18 protein-coding genes and 1 tRNA gene are annotated in these 13,762 nt (G+C 42.4%); 3 read left to right on the forward strand and 16 right to left on the reverse strand.

Annotated features, from left to right (window positions below; genetic code table 11):
• Nucleotides 1–2 precede the first annotated feature (2 nt).
• From V7D18_RS10640 to V7D18_RS10705, 14 genes are read right to left on the reverse strand one after another with little or no spacing between them, the layout of a single operon-like run.
• On the reverse strand, nucleotides 3–722 hold the full coding sequence (locus V7D18_RS10640) for a cytidylyltransferase domain-containing protein (protein WP_426154165.1): 720 nt from the start codon (nucleotides 720–722) through the stop codon (nucleotides 3–5).
• Nucleotides 722–1,885 (reverse strand): UDP-N-acetylglucosamine 2-epimerase, encoded by a 1,164-nt coding sequence (gene neuC / locus V7D18_RS10645; RefSeq protein WP_426154167.1) that lies wholly within the window; start codon nucleotides 1,883–1,885, stop codon nucleotides 722–724. The genes V7D18_RS10640 and neuC overlap by 1 nt, the downstream gene beginning before the upstream one ends.
• Nucleotides 1,882–2,889: an N-acetylneuraminate synthase gene (gene neuB / locus V7D18_RS10650; protein WP_426154169.1), complete on the reverse strand. Its 1,008-nt coding sequence runs from the start codon at nucleotides 2,887–2,889 to the stop codon at nucleotides 1,882–1,884. The genes neuC and neuB overlap by 4 nt, the downstream gene beginning before the upstream one ends.
• Nucleotides 2,882–3,529, reverse strand: coding sequence for an acetyltransferase (locus tag V7D18_RS10655; protein WP_426154171.1), 648 nt, complete (start codon nucleotides 3,527–3,529; stop codon nucleotides 2,882–2,884). Before V7D18_RS10655 ends, neuB begins: the two co-directional genes overlap by 8 nt.
• The gene (locus V7D18_RS10660; protein WP_426154173.1) at nucleotides 3,526–4,572 is read right to left on the reverse strand and encodes a nucleotidyltransferase family protein; all 1,047 of its coding nucleotides are present in this window, start codon (nucleotides 4,570–4,572) and stop codon (nucleotides 3,526–3,528) included. Before V7D18_RS10660 ends, V7D18_RS10655 begins: the two co-directional genes overlap by 4 nt.
• Before the next feature lie 21 nt (nucleotides 4,573–4,593).
• A complete protein-coding gene (locus tag V7D18_RS10665) occupies nucleotides 4,594–5,742 on the reverse strand; it encodes a LegC family aminotransferase (protein ID WP_426154175.1) in 1,149 nt (382 codons plus the stop codon).
• A 22-nt stretch (nucleotides 5,743–5,764) separates the two neighbouring features.
• Nucleotides 5,765–6,745 (reverse strand): NAD-dependent 4,6-dehydratase LegB, encoded by a 981-nt coding sequence (locus V7D18_RS10670; protein ID WP_426154177.1) that lies wholly within the window; start codon nucleotides 6,743–6,745, stop codon nucleotides 5,765–5,767.
• Nucleotides 6,742–6,966 carry a hypothetical protein gene (locus tag V7D18_RS10675; RefSeq protein ID WP_426154179.1) on the reverse strand — a complete coding sequence of 75 codons (225 nt, stop codon included), beginning with the start codon at nucleotides 6,964–6,966 and terminating at the stop codon, nucleotides 6,742–6,744. The genes V7D18_RS10670 and V7D18_RS10675 overlap by 4 nt, the downstream gene beginning before the upstream one ends.
• Before the next feature lie 15 nt (nucleotides 6,967–6,981).
• On the reverse strand, nucleotides 6,982–7,278 hold the full coding sequence (locus V7D18_RS10680; protein ID WP_426154181.1) for a hypothetical protein: 297 nt from the start codon (nucleotides 7,276–7,278) through the stop codon (nucleotides 6,982–6,984).
• A 14-nt stretch (nucleotides 7,279–7,292) separates the two neighbouring features.
• Nucleotides 7,293–7,601, reverse strand: a complete 309-nt coding sequence (locus tag V7D18_RS10685; RefSeq protein WP_426154183.1) for a hypothetical protein — start codon at nucleotides 7,599–7,601, stop codon at nucleotides 7,293–7,295.
• A gap of 30 nt (nucleotides 7,602–7,631) precedes the next feature.
• Entirely contained in the window at nucleotides 7,632–7,796 is a 165-nt protein-coding gene (locus tag V7D18_RS10690; protein WP_426154185.1) for a hypothetical protein, read from the reverse strand.
• A gap of 30 nt (nucleotides 7,797–7,826) precedes the next feature.
• On the reverse strand, nucleotides 7,827–9,557 hold the full coding sequence (locus V7D18_RS10695) for a motility associated factor glycosyltransferase family protein (protein WP_426154187.1): 1,731 nt from the start codon (nucleotides 9,555–9,557) through the stop codon (nucleotides 7,827–7,829).
• Nucleotides 9,558–9,581: 24 nt separating this feature from the next.
• Complete coding sequence (locus V7D18_RS10700) at nucleotides 9,582–9,884, reverse strand: hypothetical protein (protein WP_426154188.1); 303 nt, start codon at nucleotides 9,882–9,884, stop codon at nucleotides 9,582–9,584.
• A gap of 53 nt (nucleotides 9,885–9,937) precedes the next feature.
• Complete coding sequence (locus V7D18_RS10705; RefSeq protein WP_426154189.1) at nucleotides 9,938–10,222, reverse strand: hypothetical protein; 285 nt, start codon at nucleotides 10,220–10,222, stop codon at nucleotides 9,938–9,940.
• Nucleotides 10,223–10,806: 584 nt separating this feature from the next.
• Here V7D18_RS10705 and V7D18_RS10710 point away from each other — a divergent pair.
• Together V7D18_RS10710 and V7D18_RS10715 are read left to right on the forward strand one after the other, a co-directional pair.
• Nucleotides 10,807–11,361, forward strand: coding sequence for a DUF3793 family protein (locus V7D18_RS10710; RefSeq protein WP_426154191.1), 555 nt, complete (start codon nucleotides 10,807–10,809; stop codon nucleotides 11,359–11,361).
• A 32-nt stretch (nucleotides 11,362–11,393) separates the two neighbouring features.
• Nucleotides 11,394–11,816 (forward strand): flavodoxin, encoded by a 423-nt coding sequence (locus tag V7D18_RS10715; RefSeq protein ID WP_426154192.1) that lies wholly within the window; start codon nucleotides 11,394–11,396, stop codon nucleotides 11,814–11,816.
• Nucleotides 11,817–12,033: 217 nt separating this feature from the next.
• Here V7D18_RS10715 and V7D18_RS10720 read toward each other — a convergent pair whose 3' ends face one another.
• Together V7D18_RS10720 and V7D18_RS10725 are read right to left on the reverse strand one after the other, a co-directional pair.
• Nucleotides 12,034–12,234, reverse strand: coding sequence for a cold-shock protein (locus V7D18_RS10720; protein ID WP_426154194.1), 201 nt, complete (start codon nucleotides 12,232–12,234; stop codon nucleotides 12,034–12,036).
• 248 nt (nucleotides 12,235–12,482) lie between these two features.
• Nucleotides 12,483–12,554 (reverse strand) — tRNA-Glu (locus V7D18_RS10725).
• 146 nt (nucleotides 12,555–12,700) lie between these two features.
• Here V7D18_RS10725 and V7D18_RS10730 point away from each other — a divergent pair.
• The gene (locus tag V7D18_RS10730) at nucleotides 12,701–13,759 is read left to right on the forward strand and encodes an acyltransferase (RefSeq protein ID WP_426154196.1); all 1,059 of its coding nucleotides are present in this window, start codon (nucleotides 12,701–12,703) and stop codon (nucleotides 13,757–13,759) included.
• The last annotated feature ends 3 nt before the right edge of the window (nucleotides 13,760–13,762 follow it).

A 13,762-nucleotide genomic window follows, 5' to 3' on the forward strand; every position in this document is an offset into this window, starting at 1 on the left:
GATCAGTCCGAAGATTCCTCCGGATTACCTCTGTCACGCAGAATGAGTTTTGCCAGATAGAACTGACTGTTATTATCAATATCGATGGAATCCACAGGATCCATAAAATATGGATAAGTTTTTCCGCTGTAAAAATTACCGTATTTCAAATAACAGGGGACAGATGTAAGATAGATGGCGCCATTGATCCGGCAGCCGGACTTTGCATCCTGTCTCCTTATTTGCTTTTTTAAGGAGTCGGGCACGTTCATTTCACCAGTTTCATTGATCGCAACAGACAGATAACACATACAATCGTAAGGACAGACACTGATCACAGAATCCGCCTGCTTTTCAAACAGAAGCTTCACACTTTCCTTTATATGTTCTTCGTTTCTGAGAGGAGACGTGGGCTGAAGCAGCATAAAATAGTCATATTCTTTCCCAAGCCTTTTCATTTCACTAAGTGCGTGAAGGATCACATCACCGGAGGCTGCTTCATCACCGGAGAGTTGGGTCGGTCTTAAAAATGGAGCCTGGGCACCAAGCCCTACAGCTATCTGCTGATAAATCACTGAATCCGTAGACACAAGGATATCATCGAAAAATCCTGCCTTTTTGCAGGCATCAATGGTATATCCCATTAACGGTTTCCCGTTTATCTGTTTTATGTTTTTATCCCTGATTCCCTTTGAACCGCTTCTGGCCGGTATAATTGCAAGAAACCTTTTATTCTGAACCATTACAGTCTCCAATCAATATCATAGAATTCTTTTTCTAAATGAATCCCCTTTTCAAAAGCCTCTTTAATATAACTGAGGATTTTTTTGCTGGTACCCGGGCAATCATAGGGATTATCGGATACAAGGTGTTTCATATCCAGACTTATTGCCCGGGAGATTGCATTACAAATGCTTTCAGCTGAGGCTTCACAGCTGATGACAGAATCTGGCTTTATTCTGCCTTTTTGCCGGATCCCGATATCCACTGTCGGCACATGGAAAGCGGGAGCCTCCAGGATTCCGCTGGAGGAGTTGCCGATTACAAGCCTGCTTAAGCTCATCAGGCTTAAATAACGAAGGGAGCCTAAAGAAGAAACGTATACCGCCCGCTCCGGATGCTGCCTGGCATAGGAGATTGCCATTTCATTGACCTGATTTCCCCCTGTATCGGAGTTGCTTCCGGTAAATACCGCAAATAGCCCTGGAAATGAATCCAGAGCATCTAAAAGCGGCTGAAACTGATCCGCAGTACTGGAAGGATCCAGAGTCGCCGGGTGGTATGTGACCAGGGAAAGAGGGGCTGGCAGAGCGATATTTAAAGACCTTTCCAGCTGCTGTTTCGTCAGAAGAGTGAGTTCTTTAAGCCGTTCAATACCCAGTGCGCCAACGTAAAAAACTCTGTCAGGCGATTCGCCAAGCTGTATCACCCGTTTTCTGTATTCCGCTGTGCTCGTAAAATGGAGATAGCTCATTTTTGTGATTCCGTGACGCATGCAGTCGTCGTAGGCGCCCTGGGTCAGTTCCCCTCCATGGATGTGGGCAATTGGGATCTTACAGATAACGGCAGCGCTTGCTGCTGTAAAAATCTCATACCGGTCTCCAAGAATCAGTATCATATCCGGTTTTAACCGTTCAAAGGCACCGGAGATACCAATCAGCTCCAGCCCCATGGATTTACAGATGCCATAGGAAGAATCGCTGGCCAGATTCATTTCCACAGTTTCATCAATTACGATTCCGTCCTGTTCCATTTCCCGGTAATCAAGTCCGAATCTGGTATCCAGATGAGTTCCTGTGACCAGAAGCTGGAGTTTAAAGTCACGGTCTTCCATAATACTGCGGATTAATGAATACAGCAGCCCGTATTCCGCCCGGCTGCCCGTTACCACACATAGTTTTATCATTCCGCTATTTTTTCATCCTTTCGATAGTCTCTGTCTGCGCAGGTGCCAAGTATCTGGGGAAGCTTCATGGGAGATATCCCGGGAGATATCCCGGGAGAGCAGCGTTTGGCACAGAGATTTTCCATGGTAAAGGGTTCACCCATCTGAATATCTTTTGCAGCTATCAGAAACTTTCTAACGTGATCCCGGTTTTTAAGTTCTTCTAAAGCAGGAGCTTTTATCCCGCTTCCCATAGCCTTTTCGATATTTCTTATACTGTCAACCATACACTTGAATTCATCCGGCTCCAGGCTCATCCGGTGATCAGGCCCAGGCATGGTTTTATCAAGAGTCATATGCTTTTCAATGACGCAGGCTCCAAGGGCAGCAGCAGCCACAGCCACCTCGATTCCGGCAGTATGGTCAGAATACCCTGTCTTTTTGTGAAATGCTTCTCTCATGGTAAGCATGGCGTTTAAATTAACATCCTCCAGGGGAGTGGGGTAAATACTGGAGCAGTGCAGAAGAGTAATATCCTGTCCGCCTGTATCAAGAAGATTCAGTGCTTCCCCGATTTCTTCCGGAGAGGACATTCCTGTGGACAGGATAACTGGCTTTTTTAATTCTGCCGCTTTTTTTAAATAGCAGTAGTTTGTAATCTCACCAGATGGGATCTTAATTATCTCCATGCCCAGGCTGACTAAATACTCCATGCTTTCTTCATCAAAGGGGGAGGAGAGAAACTGGATACCACGAAGGGCACAGTACTGAGAGAGAACCTTAAAATCCTTCCAGGACAGTTCCAGATCCTTTAACATCTCGTATTGGGAGTTATTATTTCCTGTATTGCGAGACTGATATTCTGCCTTTTTCGCACTTGGGGCAGCCAGAAGTTCTGCGCGGAAGGTCTGGAATTTGACCGCATCTGCGCCTGCGGCCCATGCAGCATCAACTAACTGTCTGGCAATATTTAAATCTCCATTATGGTTTACTCCGGCTTCCGCGATTATCATAATCTTATTCATAACGACCTACCTCCCTTGCAGGGCTTCCATAAGCCAGCCTGTTTGAAGAAATATCAGACAGAACCAGGCTCCCTGCTCCGATCATGGAATTGCTCCCAATGGTTCTGTTCTGGATCACAGTGCTTCCTGCGCCGATATGGGTATTATTTCCGATTTTAGCATTTCCGCAGAGAATGCAGCCGGGGGCTGCGTGAACAAAACTGCCGATAACACAGCCGTGTTCCACGACCGCTCCGCTGTTAATAATGCAGCCGTCTCCCAGAGTGACTCCCGGACCTATGGAAGTACCTCTTCCGATAAAGATCCCGTCCCCCATAAGAAGATCACCAGATAATGCAGAACTTTTATCAATGATGCACGGCATATGAAAACCAATGGCTTTACATTCTTCAAAGAGCCGGATTCTCGTCTGGGGCTTTCCAACGCTTCCGATTGCAATTGCGGCATACTTAACTCCTCTCCGGTATATATCGGGCAGCAGCTCGTCAGACCCTAGCACCATGATGCCGGAGACAGTTATGCCCCGGCTTTTACTGCTGTCAAGGATACCCATGATCTGGAATTCCTCTTTTGAATGAATGGTATCAATCACACTTTCTGCATGACCGCCTCCTCCCAGGAGGATCAGCTTTTTTTTCATAGTTTCATTCTCTCAGCCATCTTTCTCATTTCACTGAACTCTCCCATATCAAGCCATGTGCTGTCCATAACCGGGTATGCACCCACTTTTTCTCCATTTTTCATGCACAGGCGGATTAAATCAGGCATATCAAACGGCAAATCCCGGGGAATATACTTTAATATATCTTTCTCCAGAACATAAAGCCCCGTGCTGACCAGAAATTCATACTTTGGTTTCTCGCTCATGGAATGAATACAGCCGTTTTCATCTAAGGAGATCACACCGTATGGGATCTCGTAATTTTTCATGGCAGTCACAACCGTGATCTGATTCCTGCTTTTCTTATGATAAAGAAGAAGTTTGGTATAATTTACATCAACCAGGATATCACAGTTACTGACAAAAAAGCTTCCGGTGATCTGGTCTTTTAAAAGAGTCAGGGAACCTGCGGTTCCAAGTGGTTCCTTCTCATCAACAAAGTGAAGGTCATAGCGCCGGTCGCCGTTAAAATATGCTTTAATCAGTTCTTTTCTGTAATTGACAGTTAAATAGAATTCTGTGAATCCATAGGAGATCAGCTGATTCATGATCCGTTCCACAATCGGGGTATCGCCGATGGGAATTAATGGTTTTGGGATGATCTTTGTATAAGGGTAAAGCCTGGAACCTTTCCCGCCTGCCATGATCACTACCGGAGTTTTCTTTTTTCTTAAAACCCGTTTTTTATCCGGCTCCAGCTCATTCCAGAAGACAATATCAAGGACCTGGCCGTCATCATTAACGATGGGAAGACCTTCAATCTGCTTTTCCCTCATTATTTTCAGCGCTTCAGAAACTTCCACCTCTTTTATGACAATGGGGGAGGGGTTCATAATATGGTGCACCGGCATTGCCAGATCTTTATTTTGCAGAATCCATCGACGGATATCTCCGTCTGTAATGACTCCTGCCAGCTTCCCGTCATTTATAACCATCAGTATTTTTTTTGCAGTCTCATCCAGCTGCCGGATTGCATCTCTGATTGGAAGGTCCGGTGCAACAAAGAATTTTTCCACGTCCATGCCAATCCCTCCTTCCATATGTCAGCTTTTCTTTAAAGCTTCTATCACAAAATCCATATCTGCCTCGGATAAATTAACGCTGCAGGGCAGGTTTATAATGCGGCTTTGATAGAAGGGCGCTTTTTCTATAAAATAGGTCTGGCAGTTCTGATACATGGTCTGGGTGTGGTTTAATTTCCAGATGGGTCTGGTCTCGATTCCTGCTTCTTTCAGCTGTCTAATAAGAGAATCTCTTTTTCCCGTTTTGCTTCTTAGAAGAAGAGAGTAGAACCAGTGATTATTCCTGGCTTTTTCGTTAAAGGGCATAAGTGCGGCGTCCTGGATTGTCTTCAGTCCTTCCCTGTAATAATTATAATTTTGTATCTTGATGCGGATATAATCTTCCAGACATTCCAGCTGCCCCACTCCGAGAGCAGCCTGCAAATTGGTCATCCGGTAATTGTAACCAATGTGATTGTGGACATAGACAAGAGGATCATCCTTTGCCTGGGCAGCAAGATAGGTGCATTTTTCCACGTCTGCAGCATTTTTTGCAGTCACCATTCCACCGCCGCCGGTTGTGATGATTTTATTGCCATTAAAGGAATAAGCCCCAAAATCACCCATAGTACCCGCAAATTTCCCCTGATATTTCCCATCTGTATATTTCGTTCCAAGCGCTTCCGTAGCATCTTCAATCAGCTTTAAGCCATACTCATCAGCCAGCCGGACAAGGGTTTCCATATCCGCCATGTTTCCAAAGATATGAACGGCTATGATTGCCGTGATCATACGTTTTGATTTGTTATTTCGAAGACCCAGAGTACTCTTCGTACATTCCTTTTTTAAGAAATCTTCCAGTTTTCTGCAGTCAATATTCAGGGAATCATCACAATCCATGAAAACAGGTTCTGCACCCAGATATTTTACTGGATTCACCGCTGCAATAAAAGTCAGGGCAGGAACGATCACTTCCTGGTCTGGTTTTACACCGGAAAGAAGCAAAGACAGGTGGAGAGCAGCCGTACCGCTTTGAACTGCAGCCGTTTTTTCCACCTTTAAATAATCAGCCATTTCATTTTCAAATCTGGTCACATAACTGCCCGAAGCAGAGACCCAGCCGCTTGAAATTGCTTCTTCTGCATATTTTTTTTCATTGCCTTTTATAACAGGCACAGATAGGGGAATCATGGGGCGCCTCCTGCCGTTTTTGTCAAATATTATACCGGTCCGTCCGGTAGCGGTTCAAATTGTTTTCCATCCAGAGAATGGTTTCTTTAAGGCCCTGTGATAACGTATATTGCTGCTTCCAGGAGGTTAAGGCTTTCAGCTTTTCATTTGATCCCAGAAGTCTTGTCACTTCGCTTTTTTCCGGACGCAGTCTCTCGTTTTCGCAAATGATTTCTGCCTTTGGATTAATTTGCCGAATCAGTTCTAAAGCAAGTTCGCCGATAGAAATTTCCGTACCGCTGGCAATATTAATTTCCTCACCTACGGTATGCTCAGACGCTTCGATTTCAATAAAGCCATTGACGGTATCTTTTACATAATTAAAATCTCTGGTCGGGGAGAGGCTTCCCAGATGGATGTCTTCCTTACCCGCCAGGAGCTGACTGATGATCGTGGGAATGACTGCCCTTGCTGACTGTCTTGGACCATAGGTATTAAACGGCCGGACAATTGCAACAGGAAGTGAAAAACTTCTGTAAAATGATTCCGCGAGGCGGTCTGCGCCTATTTTCGTGGCAGAATAAGGGGACTGGGCTTTAAACGGATGGGATTCATCAATGGGAACGTAGTCGGCACTTCCGTAGACTTCTGAAGTGGAGGTAATTAATACTTTACCTGTTTCTAAGGCTCTTGCAGCCTGAAGGATATTTAAAGTTCCTTTCACATTGGTATCAACATAAGAATCGGGAGACTCATAACTGTATGGAATGGCAATCAGTGCTGCCAGGTGAAAGATGGAATCTACCCCGGCGGCGGCAGTTCTTACCCCATTGGGGTCTCTGATGTCTCCGCTTTTTATTTCGATTTCTTCCTTTATATGTTCCGGAAGAGTATCAAGCCAGCCAAAGGTACCAAAAGAGTTATAATAGACAAATGCTCTCACCTGATATCCGCGCCTGACAAGCTCCTCGGTCAGATGGCTTCCGATAAAGCCGTCAGCTCCCGTGACCAATACCTTTTTCATGATCTGCCCCCTTCATGATGATTATCAAAGACTTTTATACGGTAAGTTGCGGTAGTGTCAGAGACGGGAAAACAGAATTCCCCACACCTGTTTGTCTCAGTATAATCCAGATAAACGCTTTTTAAGTGCTCGCTGTCCATTCGTTCCAGAATAATAACAGCTCCTCCCACAGGGCCGCAGTTTTTGTAGCTGACCATTCCTTTTATGATTCCATGTGCCATGATTTTCACCTTTACCTAACTGGTAAGAACCGGTTCATAGATATCGAACCGGTAATCGATCTCAGAATTTTTTTCTGCTACAATGGCAAATTCTCCATACTGATTGGTTATGACATAACCAAGGTCCTTTTCGCCCCAGGGGGCCGCTGCTGTAATCATGACGACGGCACCCTCCAGGGTTTCACAGCGGGAATTAAAAACAGTACCGGTGAGCAGAACCTCAAAAGAAGATTCCAGAGTGATGGCAGCCTGGGCTATATTCTGGTCATTAAAGTTTTTTGGCTCAATAATAAGTTCCGTATAGCTGCTCATAAAATATCCTCCTTTTAGTCAGTAATTAGCGGGGCGAAGACGGAAAGCTCATATTTCATATCAGGCTGTGCCTGAAGTGAAAAGACATAGCGTCCTGCCTTATCTGTAATTGCATATCCAAGAGGCGTTGCTGCGTGAGTTGCTATGTCCACTTGCGTAATCTGAACGACAGCTCCGCAGCAGGGGGTGTGATCAAGGCGGTAAACAGTCCCTTTAATGATTTGAAAGTTCATTCGGCTAAGATGAAAGTTAAAATGTTTTTTGCTGCAGGGCAGAAGACTGGAACCTTCTATGGTAAAAGAGGCATTTTTATTACAGTTCATGGTTTCAGTAACGCCCCCTTTCTTTTTTCCTTAATCGTTCTTGGTATAAATGGTCACATTTAATTGCTGAGTGTCCTTTGTATCCTCAGCGCTGATAATATTTCCAGCCTGCTCTTTTCCGTTTACGATCATTTTGGACACTTTCATTTCCTTATAGCTGTTCTTGATTGTTTCGAATTTATTTTCGGTTTCCATTTTCAATTCCTCAAATTCCCATTGGATTTACTAAACTATATGCGATGGATAGAATTCTGATACCGTTGAACGAACGGTATCCCTTACCTCTGCAAGTATTTTATACAGCCGTTCTAAATACTCCATGAAAAAAGCCGCCTGGTATTGAAGATCAGAGGTCAGTTTGTCATAATCCTTTGCGTACATTTGATCGTTTCTTTCTTTCATTTCATAGAGAAATTCGGTAACATATCCCCCTAAATATCGGCTCATGGGGTGATTCTCAAAATTATTAACAATCTGCAAAATATATAGGATTCTCTGAAGGTCAATATCATCTTCCTCAACTTCCACAAGTGATTTCGTATTATTTTCAGAAATAATAATTTTGCACAATTCCAGTCCTTCACTTGTTCTTATCAGATATTCATTGAGGAATTCCAGAATGGCACCAATCGTCTCCTCTGGGTTCAGCCTCAGCTCATGATCTGGCAGGCAGGCTTTTTTTTGGCCTGCATAGGAACCTTTTTCCAGTATTTCACTCAGTTCCCGGTGAGGAGCACCGTTTATCTCAGCTCCATAGGAACAGTTGATAAAACGGACACGGGGCCGGTCTTTATAACGGCTGATATAATACTCCAGATTCCGGCGGAAGGAATCCAGAGTTATGGAAGTTGCCGTCGGATTGCCGTGGATATCTTTAATCAATATCTGAGTGTCATATCTGACACTGCTGTCATAAGGAAACAGTGCGCTGTCTGCGTGATGCTTATTATTTGTGTGTGCAAAATCCTGTCCGGCCAGGAGAATAGGAGAGCAGCCAAGCATATTTGCAATGTCTATGCATGCGTGTGATACGGAACCTCCGCAGTACACCGCTTTTAAGTGCTCCATCCCCTTAATGGTATGAGAAAACAGGAGAGAGATAAGTATTTTTTCTCCCTTATAATCCTTAAGAAGATAACGGTTGCTGTATTCATAAAAGGCCAGCGGCACGTTTAAATCCAAATGGTCTTTCATCATTTCGTAATTGGCATCAACCGGGTCAACTGTTACAATCATATCTGGCATGATTCCATTATTGACGAGAGCGTTCACCGTTCTGCTTCCTGTAATAATAAAGTAATCCTTCAATTTGTCTTTGTACTTCAACATATCCTTTATATTTTGATCCAGCGATGATCCGCCGGATACTATAATTGCAGGGACATCCGTGTTGGTTGATAAATACCGGTGAATGGGGGTGGCCTCATCAATCATTTTCATGTTTGCTATCATATTTTTGATAAAAATATTTTTAAACCGTTTTGCCAAATGGATCTGAGAAGCGGCATTCATAATAGTCCAGTCCAGGTGCTCAATCAACCGGTCATATTCTTTTTTATAAATTGTTTCGTAGTTTCCAAATGCATGAAAATAAATATTATTGATATTCTTATAGGAAATGGTTTCATCAAAAATTTGTTTTATCAGTTCTTCTTCATAAAAGACAAGGTGGATGTTATCACCTAAATGTGCAGGAAACTGTTTAAAAACAGATCGGTTGGGTTCAAAGATTATAACCATGTTTTTGGCACAAAGACATTTTTTTAATTGGTCCAAATAAGCTCCTGTATCAATGCCGAACAGAAATATCAGGGAATCAAATCTGATTCCCTCCAGTGTATCCAAAAGCTTTTGGATTTGGGCTTCATAATGTATCCTGTCTGCAAGATACTCATATGTCCCCTCTTTTTTTATACGGCAGACCTGGTATCCGTCAGAAGTTTTAAATTTTTTCATAGTTGCCTCCAGAAGAAGGTTGGTCTAAGCTTTTACCTTTAAAGGTGAAAAGGCAAGCAGCTGATATTGTCTGCCCTGGATTTTGGGCAAAGAGAATCCGAAGGTACCGTCGGAAAGAGAAAAAGTCACACCTGCCCGGATAAAATGGGAGGGATTTAAAGCATCCAGGATGCGGACCTCTACTGCTGCATTTGGTAAGGGGATTCCGTCCGGACTGTACACGGTTCCTGTAATGAGCAGAAATGAATCACAGGGCAAGGTCAGATTTGCGGTTACGATTTCGGAGCAGATCAGCTGGCAGCCGGTGAAACATAATTTAGATGACATAATATTGCCTCCTAAATAGGAGGTGCCCAAAAAAATGAACACCTCCGGAGTATTTACTGAGCGTAAAATATAAGTCTCAGCTGAACACCAGCTCTGGTGGTAATACCATAAACAGCATTTGCATCTGTAAATGTCAAACCGTTTGGTGTAGCAGTTGTGGGATTCGTACTTTCCCAGACAGCAACAGCGCCGCTTCGTAAGATGGTATTGCTAAAGACCGCAGTACCTCTGGTTAAAAGAAGCCCCCAGCTTGTTGTAGAGAGTTTAACAGGAAGAACAATTCCTGAATCAGCGGAAGCCAGTGTGATTGTTTTAGCAATTGGTTTATAGTTAGCCATGAAAACGCCTCCTCTGCGTTTGAATAGAAATACGTATTTCTAATATATCATATGTACTTGTCTGATAAGTGTGAAATCTGGAAATGGTAACAAAAAGGAAGCTGCAGCCCGTTAATGGCTGCAGCTTCCTTTTTAGAATATATATAAAATCCCTGGATTCAGGAATGCAATATTGACGATTTTTAATCACATTTTTTAGGTTGAGCCGGCAAAGAAGCTTTTCAGAGCAACTCTGCCGACTTAGAAAACATATGTAGAAAGCACTCTGACCACTTTGTGGGATCTTTCATGTTTATGATAGTATCATACATGTTAAATGTGAAGGAATTTTGACCAGGATCTAAAAATAGTATGAAAACAATGAAGAAATTATGACAGAAATTGGTACAGTAACAAAATCCTGTCTGCAGATACTATCATATAGTAGAAAAATTCCCATTAAGCAAAAACAGTATTGCCTGGCAGTTCAAAATATGGTATTTATATAGTTGTTAGTTAAAACTAACCAATGCGCCATACTAAACAGGCGGTTTACAGTTTTTAAATGATAAGTGGGAAACAAATTTCAAGATGGAGGTATGGATATGTTACTGGAAAAGCGTTTAATTGAACATTGTTCCCCAACCCTGGCTTCTTTGAAAACCGCAAATCTGTTCAATCATTCCTTTACATCGGAAGAGGAACTGAACTGTCAGCTGGAATATTTAAACCTGCAGCTGGGAGAAAAAGGAATATCCCTGATTGAATTATACAGACGCGGAAATAAGGCTCTGATTTATGTATATAGAAAGTCTTATTTAATGAAGGATTTAAACCGGCCGGGAGTAAGCAGATTTTTAAAAAATTACGGATATGAAACGATGGATGCGGACCTTGCTCTTGCCAGATTAAAAATCCGCCTGAAAGAGGAGGGAGGTTTTCCTCATGAAATCGGGTTATTTCTTGGATATCCACTTGGAGACGTAATTGGATTTATCCGCAATTCAGGAAAAAACTGTAAGTGCTTAGGCTGCTGGAAAGTTTATTGCAATGAATGTGAAGCGGTGAAAACCTTTGCCAGATATCAAAAATGCAGGACCATATATTCACGGCTCTGGAGAAATGGAAGGACGGTCTGGCAGCTTACAGTAGCTGCTTAAGCAAATAAAAGGAAAGAAAGAGGTAGGATAAGATGAGTAAAGTCGCAGTTGTATATTGGAGTGGAACCGGTAATACGGAAGCTATGGCGAATAAAGTACTGGAAGGAGCGAAGTCTGCTGGGGCAGATGCTTCTTTATTTACGGCTTCCGATTTTGGAGCAGATCAGATGGACGAATACGATGCGATTTCCTTCGGCTGTCCTTCCATGGGAAGCGAAGAACTGGAAGATGGTGAATTTGAACCCATGTTTAAGAGTTGTGAGTCAAAACTGAGTGGAAAAAAGATCGCTTTGTTCGGTTCTTATGGCTGGGGAGATGGTGAGTGGATGCGCAGCTGGGAAGATTCTGTGAAATCGCTGGGCGCAGTACTGGTTCATGACAGCGTGATCTGTAACAATGAGCCTGATGAAATTGGAGCTGCCCAGTGCGTTGAGCTTGGAAAGGCACTTGCATAATAGAAAAGACATGGGTATGACACATTCTTGATGTCTTACCCATGTCTTTTAATTCACTAAGAAATAATTTTGAATTGTTAAGTTTTGCATATATCTGATCTAATTCCGAACTAAAACACTTTTTTCACGGTAGCCGGCCATTTAATAGTTTTTTTATTTGTGTAAGAAAAGACATAAAAAAAGACCACTTTATAAGCAGTCCTTTTTATCGCTTAGTTTATGCAAGACGAACATTAACAGCCTGTGGGCCACGGGTTCCTTCTGCTATATCAAATGTTACAGACTGCCCTTCATCTAATGATTTATATCCGTCCATAGCAAGACCTGAGAAATGAACGAAGTATTCGGTGCCACGCCCGTCGCTGATAAATCCAAATCCCTTTTGTGCATTAAACCATTTTACTGTACCTTTATTCATGAAAGATACCTCCTTAAATTATAATTATATTAGCTAAAAACTAAAAATCGCATATATACGTAAATCATCAATAGAATTATGACTTACGTATACATGCGAAATCAAGACTTTATTAAAATACTGTTTCAACATAACACATTAACTAGTATATGTCAATAGAGAAATAAAAGAAGAAGTTGTATTACTAGTTAAAATAAAAAATACTGCACAATCCCAGTAAATATAAGGATTATACAGTATCCAAATTATGACCTATCCGGGAATCGAACCCGGGTTTCCGCCGTGAGAGGGCGGCGTCTTGACCGCTTGACCAATAGGCCGTTGCCTGTCATCTCTGACAGCTTCATTATAATATCACAGGTATCCCCGTTTGTCTACTGTTTTTTTGTAAAAATAAAAAAATTGTCAAAAGCAGATTTTTTATGATATACTTTGCAATAGAAAAAAAGGAGGCTTAAGGTGACGTATGGAACGGAAAAATCGGGAAGTACAGTTTGATTATCTGCGGGTAATTGCAGTTATTGCAATTATTATGGTGCATTCCATTCCGGCTGAAGCAGCCAATGACAAACAGTGGTTTTTTTCTGCTGCTTTCATGCCTGTGCTTTTGTCCTTTGTAGGTATCTATTTTATGCTCAGCGGTTTGTTTATCCTTGATCATGGCACAGAGAACATTCTGGAATTTTATAAAAACAGGATTCGAACCATTGTCGTACCATTTGGTTTTTATACCGGGATCTATTACTTCTATTATAACGTATATCTGGGGCAGGAAAAACTCACTGCCTTTGAACATATGAAAGCCTGGTTTTTGGGATGGCTGACGGAAACCACACCTATGGCTCCCCATATGTGGTTTATGTATGTGATTCTTGCGTTATATATATGCGCACCATTTTTGGCACGTATGCTCCGTGCCATGAATGACCATGAGCTAAAGATTTTTCTGACCGTGATGCTGATTATTCAAAGCCTTTTGGTCTATATGGGTCCGCTTGGGCTTTTCGCGGAAGAGTCTTTTCAGTATATGATATTTAAAGGCTGGCTGATTTACTTTGTGCTGGGGTATTCCTTAAAGCGATTATATCATAACAGTAGCTATCTGCCTTTTGCAGCAGCAGGTCTTGCAGGATTTGCGCTGACGATGTTTCAGAAGTGTTTTACGCCTTCCTATACGCCGGGAATTCATGATCTGGCTCCTGCTGTGATAGCCATGGCTTCATCCATCTTTCTGTTTTTTGAGTTTTATGGAAACGTATCATTTCCATTAATAACAAAAGCATGCGGATTTATCAGCAGACACAGTTACTCCGTGTATTTAATCCATTATCTGGTATTGGGACAATTATCCGCTGTAATTATAGAAAAAACCTGGATCAGACATTTTTATATTCCTAAAATCCTATGCCTGACGGCGCTGACATTTTTCATATCTCTGGTCGTGGCCTGGTTACTGGATGAAACGGTTCTGAAACTGTTAAAAAGGATTCCAAAACTGATATGGAAACGGGGAAATGACAGATAAAGG

The organism is Lacrimispora sp. 38-1 (assembly GCF_049890855.1).
In the GTDB taxonomy this organism is placed as follows: Bacteria; Bacillota; Clostridia; order Lachnospirales; family Lachnospiraceae; genus Lacrimispora.

What these genes read in the sequence shown, in the direction of transcription:
- neuC (WP_426154167.1), bottom strand. Translation starts at nt 1,885, where the DNA reads ATGATAAAACTATGTGTGGTAACGGGCAGCCGGGCGGAATACGGGCTG.
- V7D18_RS10665 (WP_426154175.1), bottom strand. Translation starts at nt 5,742, where the DNA reads ATGATTCCCCTATCTGTGCCTGTTATAAAAGGCAATGAAAAAAAATAT.
- V7D18_RS10715 (WP_426154192.1), top strand. Translation starts at nt 11,394, where the DNA reads ATGAGTAAAGTCGCAGTTGTATATTGGAGTGGAACCGGTAATACGGAA.
- neuB (WP_426154169.1), bottom strand. Translation starts at nt 2,889, where the DNA reads ATGAATAAGATTATGATAATCGCGGAAGCCGGAGTAAACCATAATGGA.
- V7D18_RS10705 (WP_426154189.1), bottom strand. Translation starts at nt 10,222, where the DNA reads ATGGCTAACTATAAACCAATTGCTAAAACAATCACACTGGCTTCCGCT.
- V7D18_RS10690 (WP_426154185.1), bottom strand. Translation starts at nt 7,796, where the DNA reads ATGGAAACCGAAAATAAATTCGAAACAATCAAGAACAGCTATAAGGAA.
- V7D18_RS10710 (WP_426154191.1), top strand. Translation starts at nt 10,807, where the DNA reads ATGTTACTGGAAAAGCGTTTAATTGAACATTGTTCCCCAACCCTGGCT.
- V7D18_RS10660 (WP_426154173.1), bottom strand. Translation starts at nt 4,572, where the DNA reads ATGGACGTGGAAAAATTCTTTGTTGCACCGGACCTTCCAATCAGAGAT.
- V7D18_RS10700 (WP_426154188.1), bottom strand. Translation starts at nt 9,884, where the DNA reads ATGTCATCTAAATTATGTTTCACCGGCTGCCAGCTGATCTGCTCCGAA.
- V7D18_RS10670 (WP_426154177.1), bottom strand. Translation starts at nt 6,745, where the DNA reads ATGAAAAAGGTATTGGTCACGGGAGCTGACGGCTTTATCGGAAGCCAT.
- V7D18_RS10730 (WP_426154196.1), top strand. Translation starts at nt 12,701, where the DNA reads ATGGAACGGAAAAATCGGGAAGTACAGTTTGATTATCTGCGGGTAATT.
- V7D18_RS10685 (WP_426154183.1), bottom strand. Translation starts at nt 7,601, where the DNA reads ATGAACTGTAATAAAAATGCCTCTTTTACCATAGAAGGTTCCAGTCTT.
- V7D18_RS10655 (WP_426154171.1), bottom strand. Translation starts at nt 3,529, where the DNA reads ATGAAAAAAAAGCTGATCCTCCTGGGAGGAGGCGGTCATGCAGAAAGT.
- V7D18_RS10640 (WP_426154165.1), bottom strand. Translation starts at nt 722, where the DNA reads ATGGTTCAGAATAAAAGGTTTCTTGCAATTATACCGGCCAGAAGCGGT.
- V7D18_RS10720 (WP_426154194.1), bottom strand. Translation starts at nt 12,234, where the DNA reads ATGAATAAAGGTACAGTAAAATGGTTTAATGCACAAAAGGGATTTGGA.
- V7D18_RS10675 (WP_426154179.1), bottom strand. Translation starts at nt 6,966, where the DNA reads ATGGCACATGGAATCATAAAAGGAATGGTCAGCTACAAAAACTGCGGC.
- V7D18_RS10695 (WP_426154187.1), bottom strand. Translation starts at nt 9,557, where the DNA reads ATGAAAAAATTTAAAACTTCTGACGGATACCAGGTCTGCCGTATAAAA.
- V7D18_RS10680 (WP_426154181.1), bottom strand. Translation starts at nt 7,278, where the DNA reads ATGAGCAGCTATACGGAACTTATTATTGAGCCAAAAAACTTTAATGAC.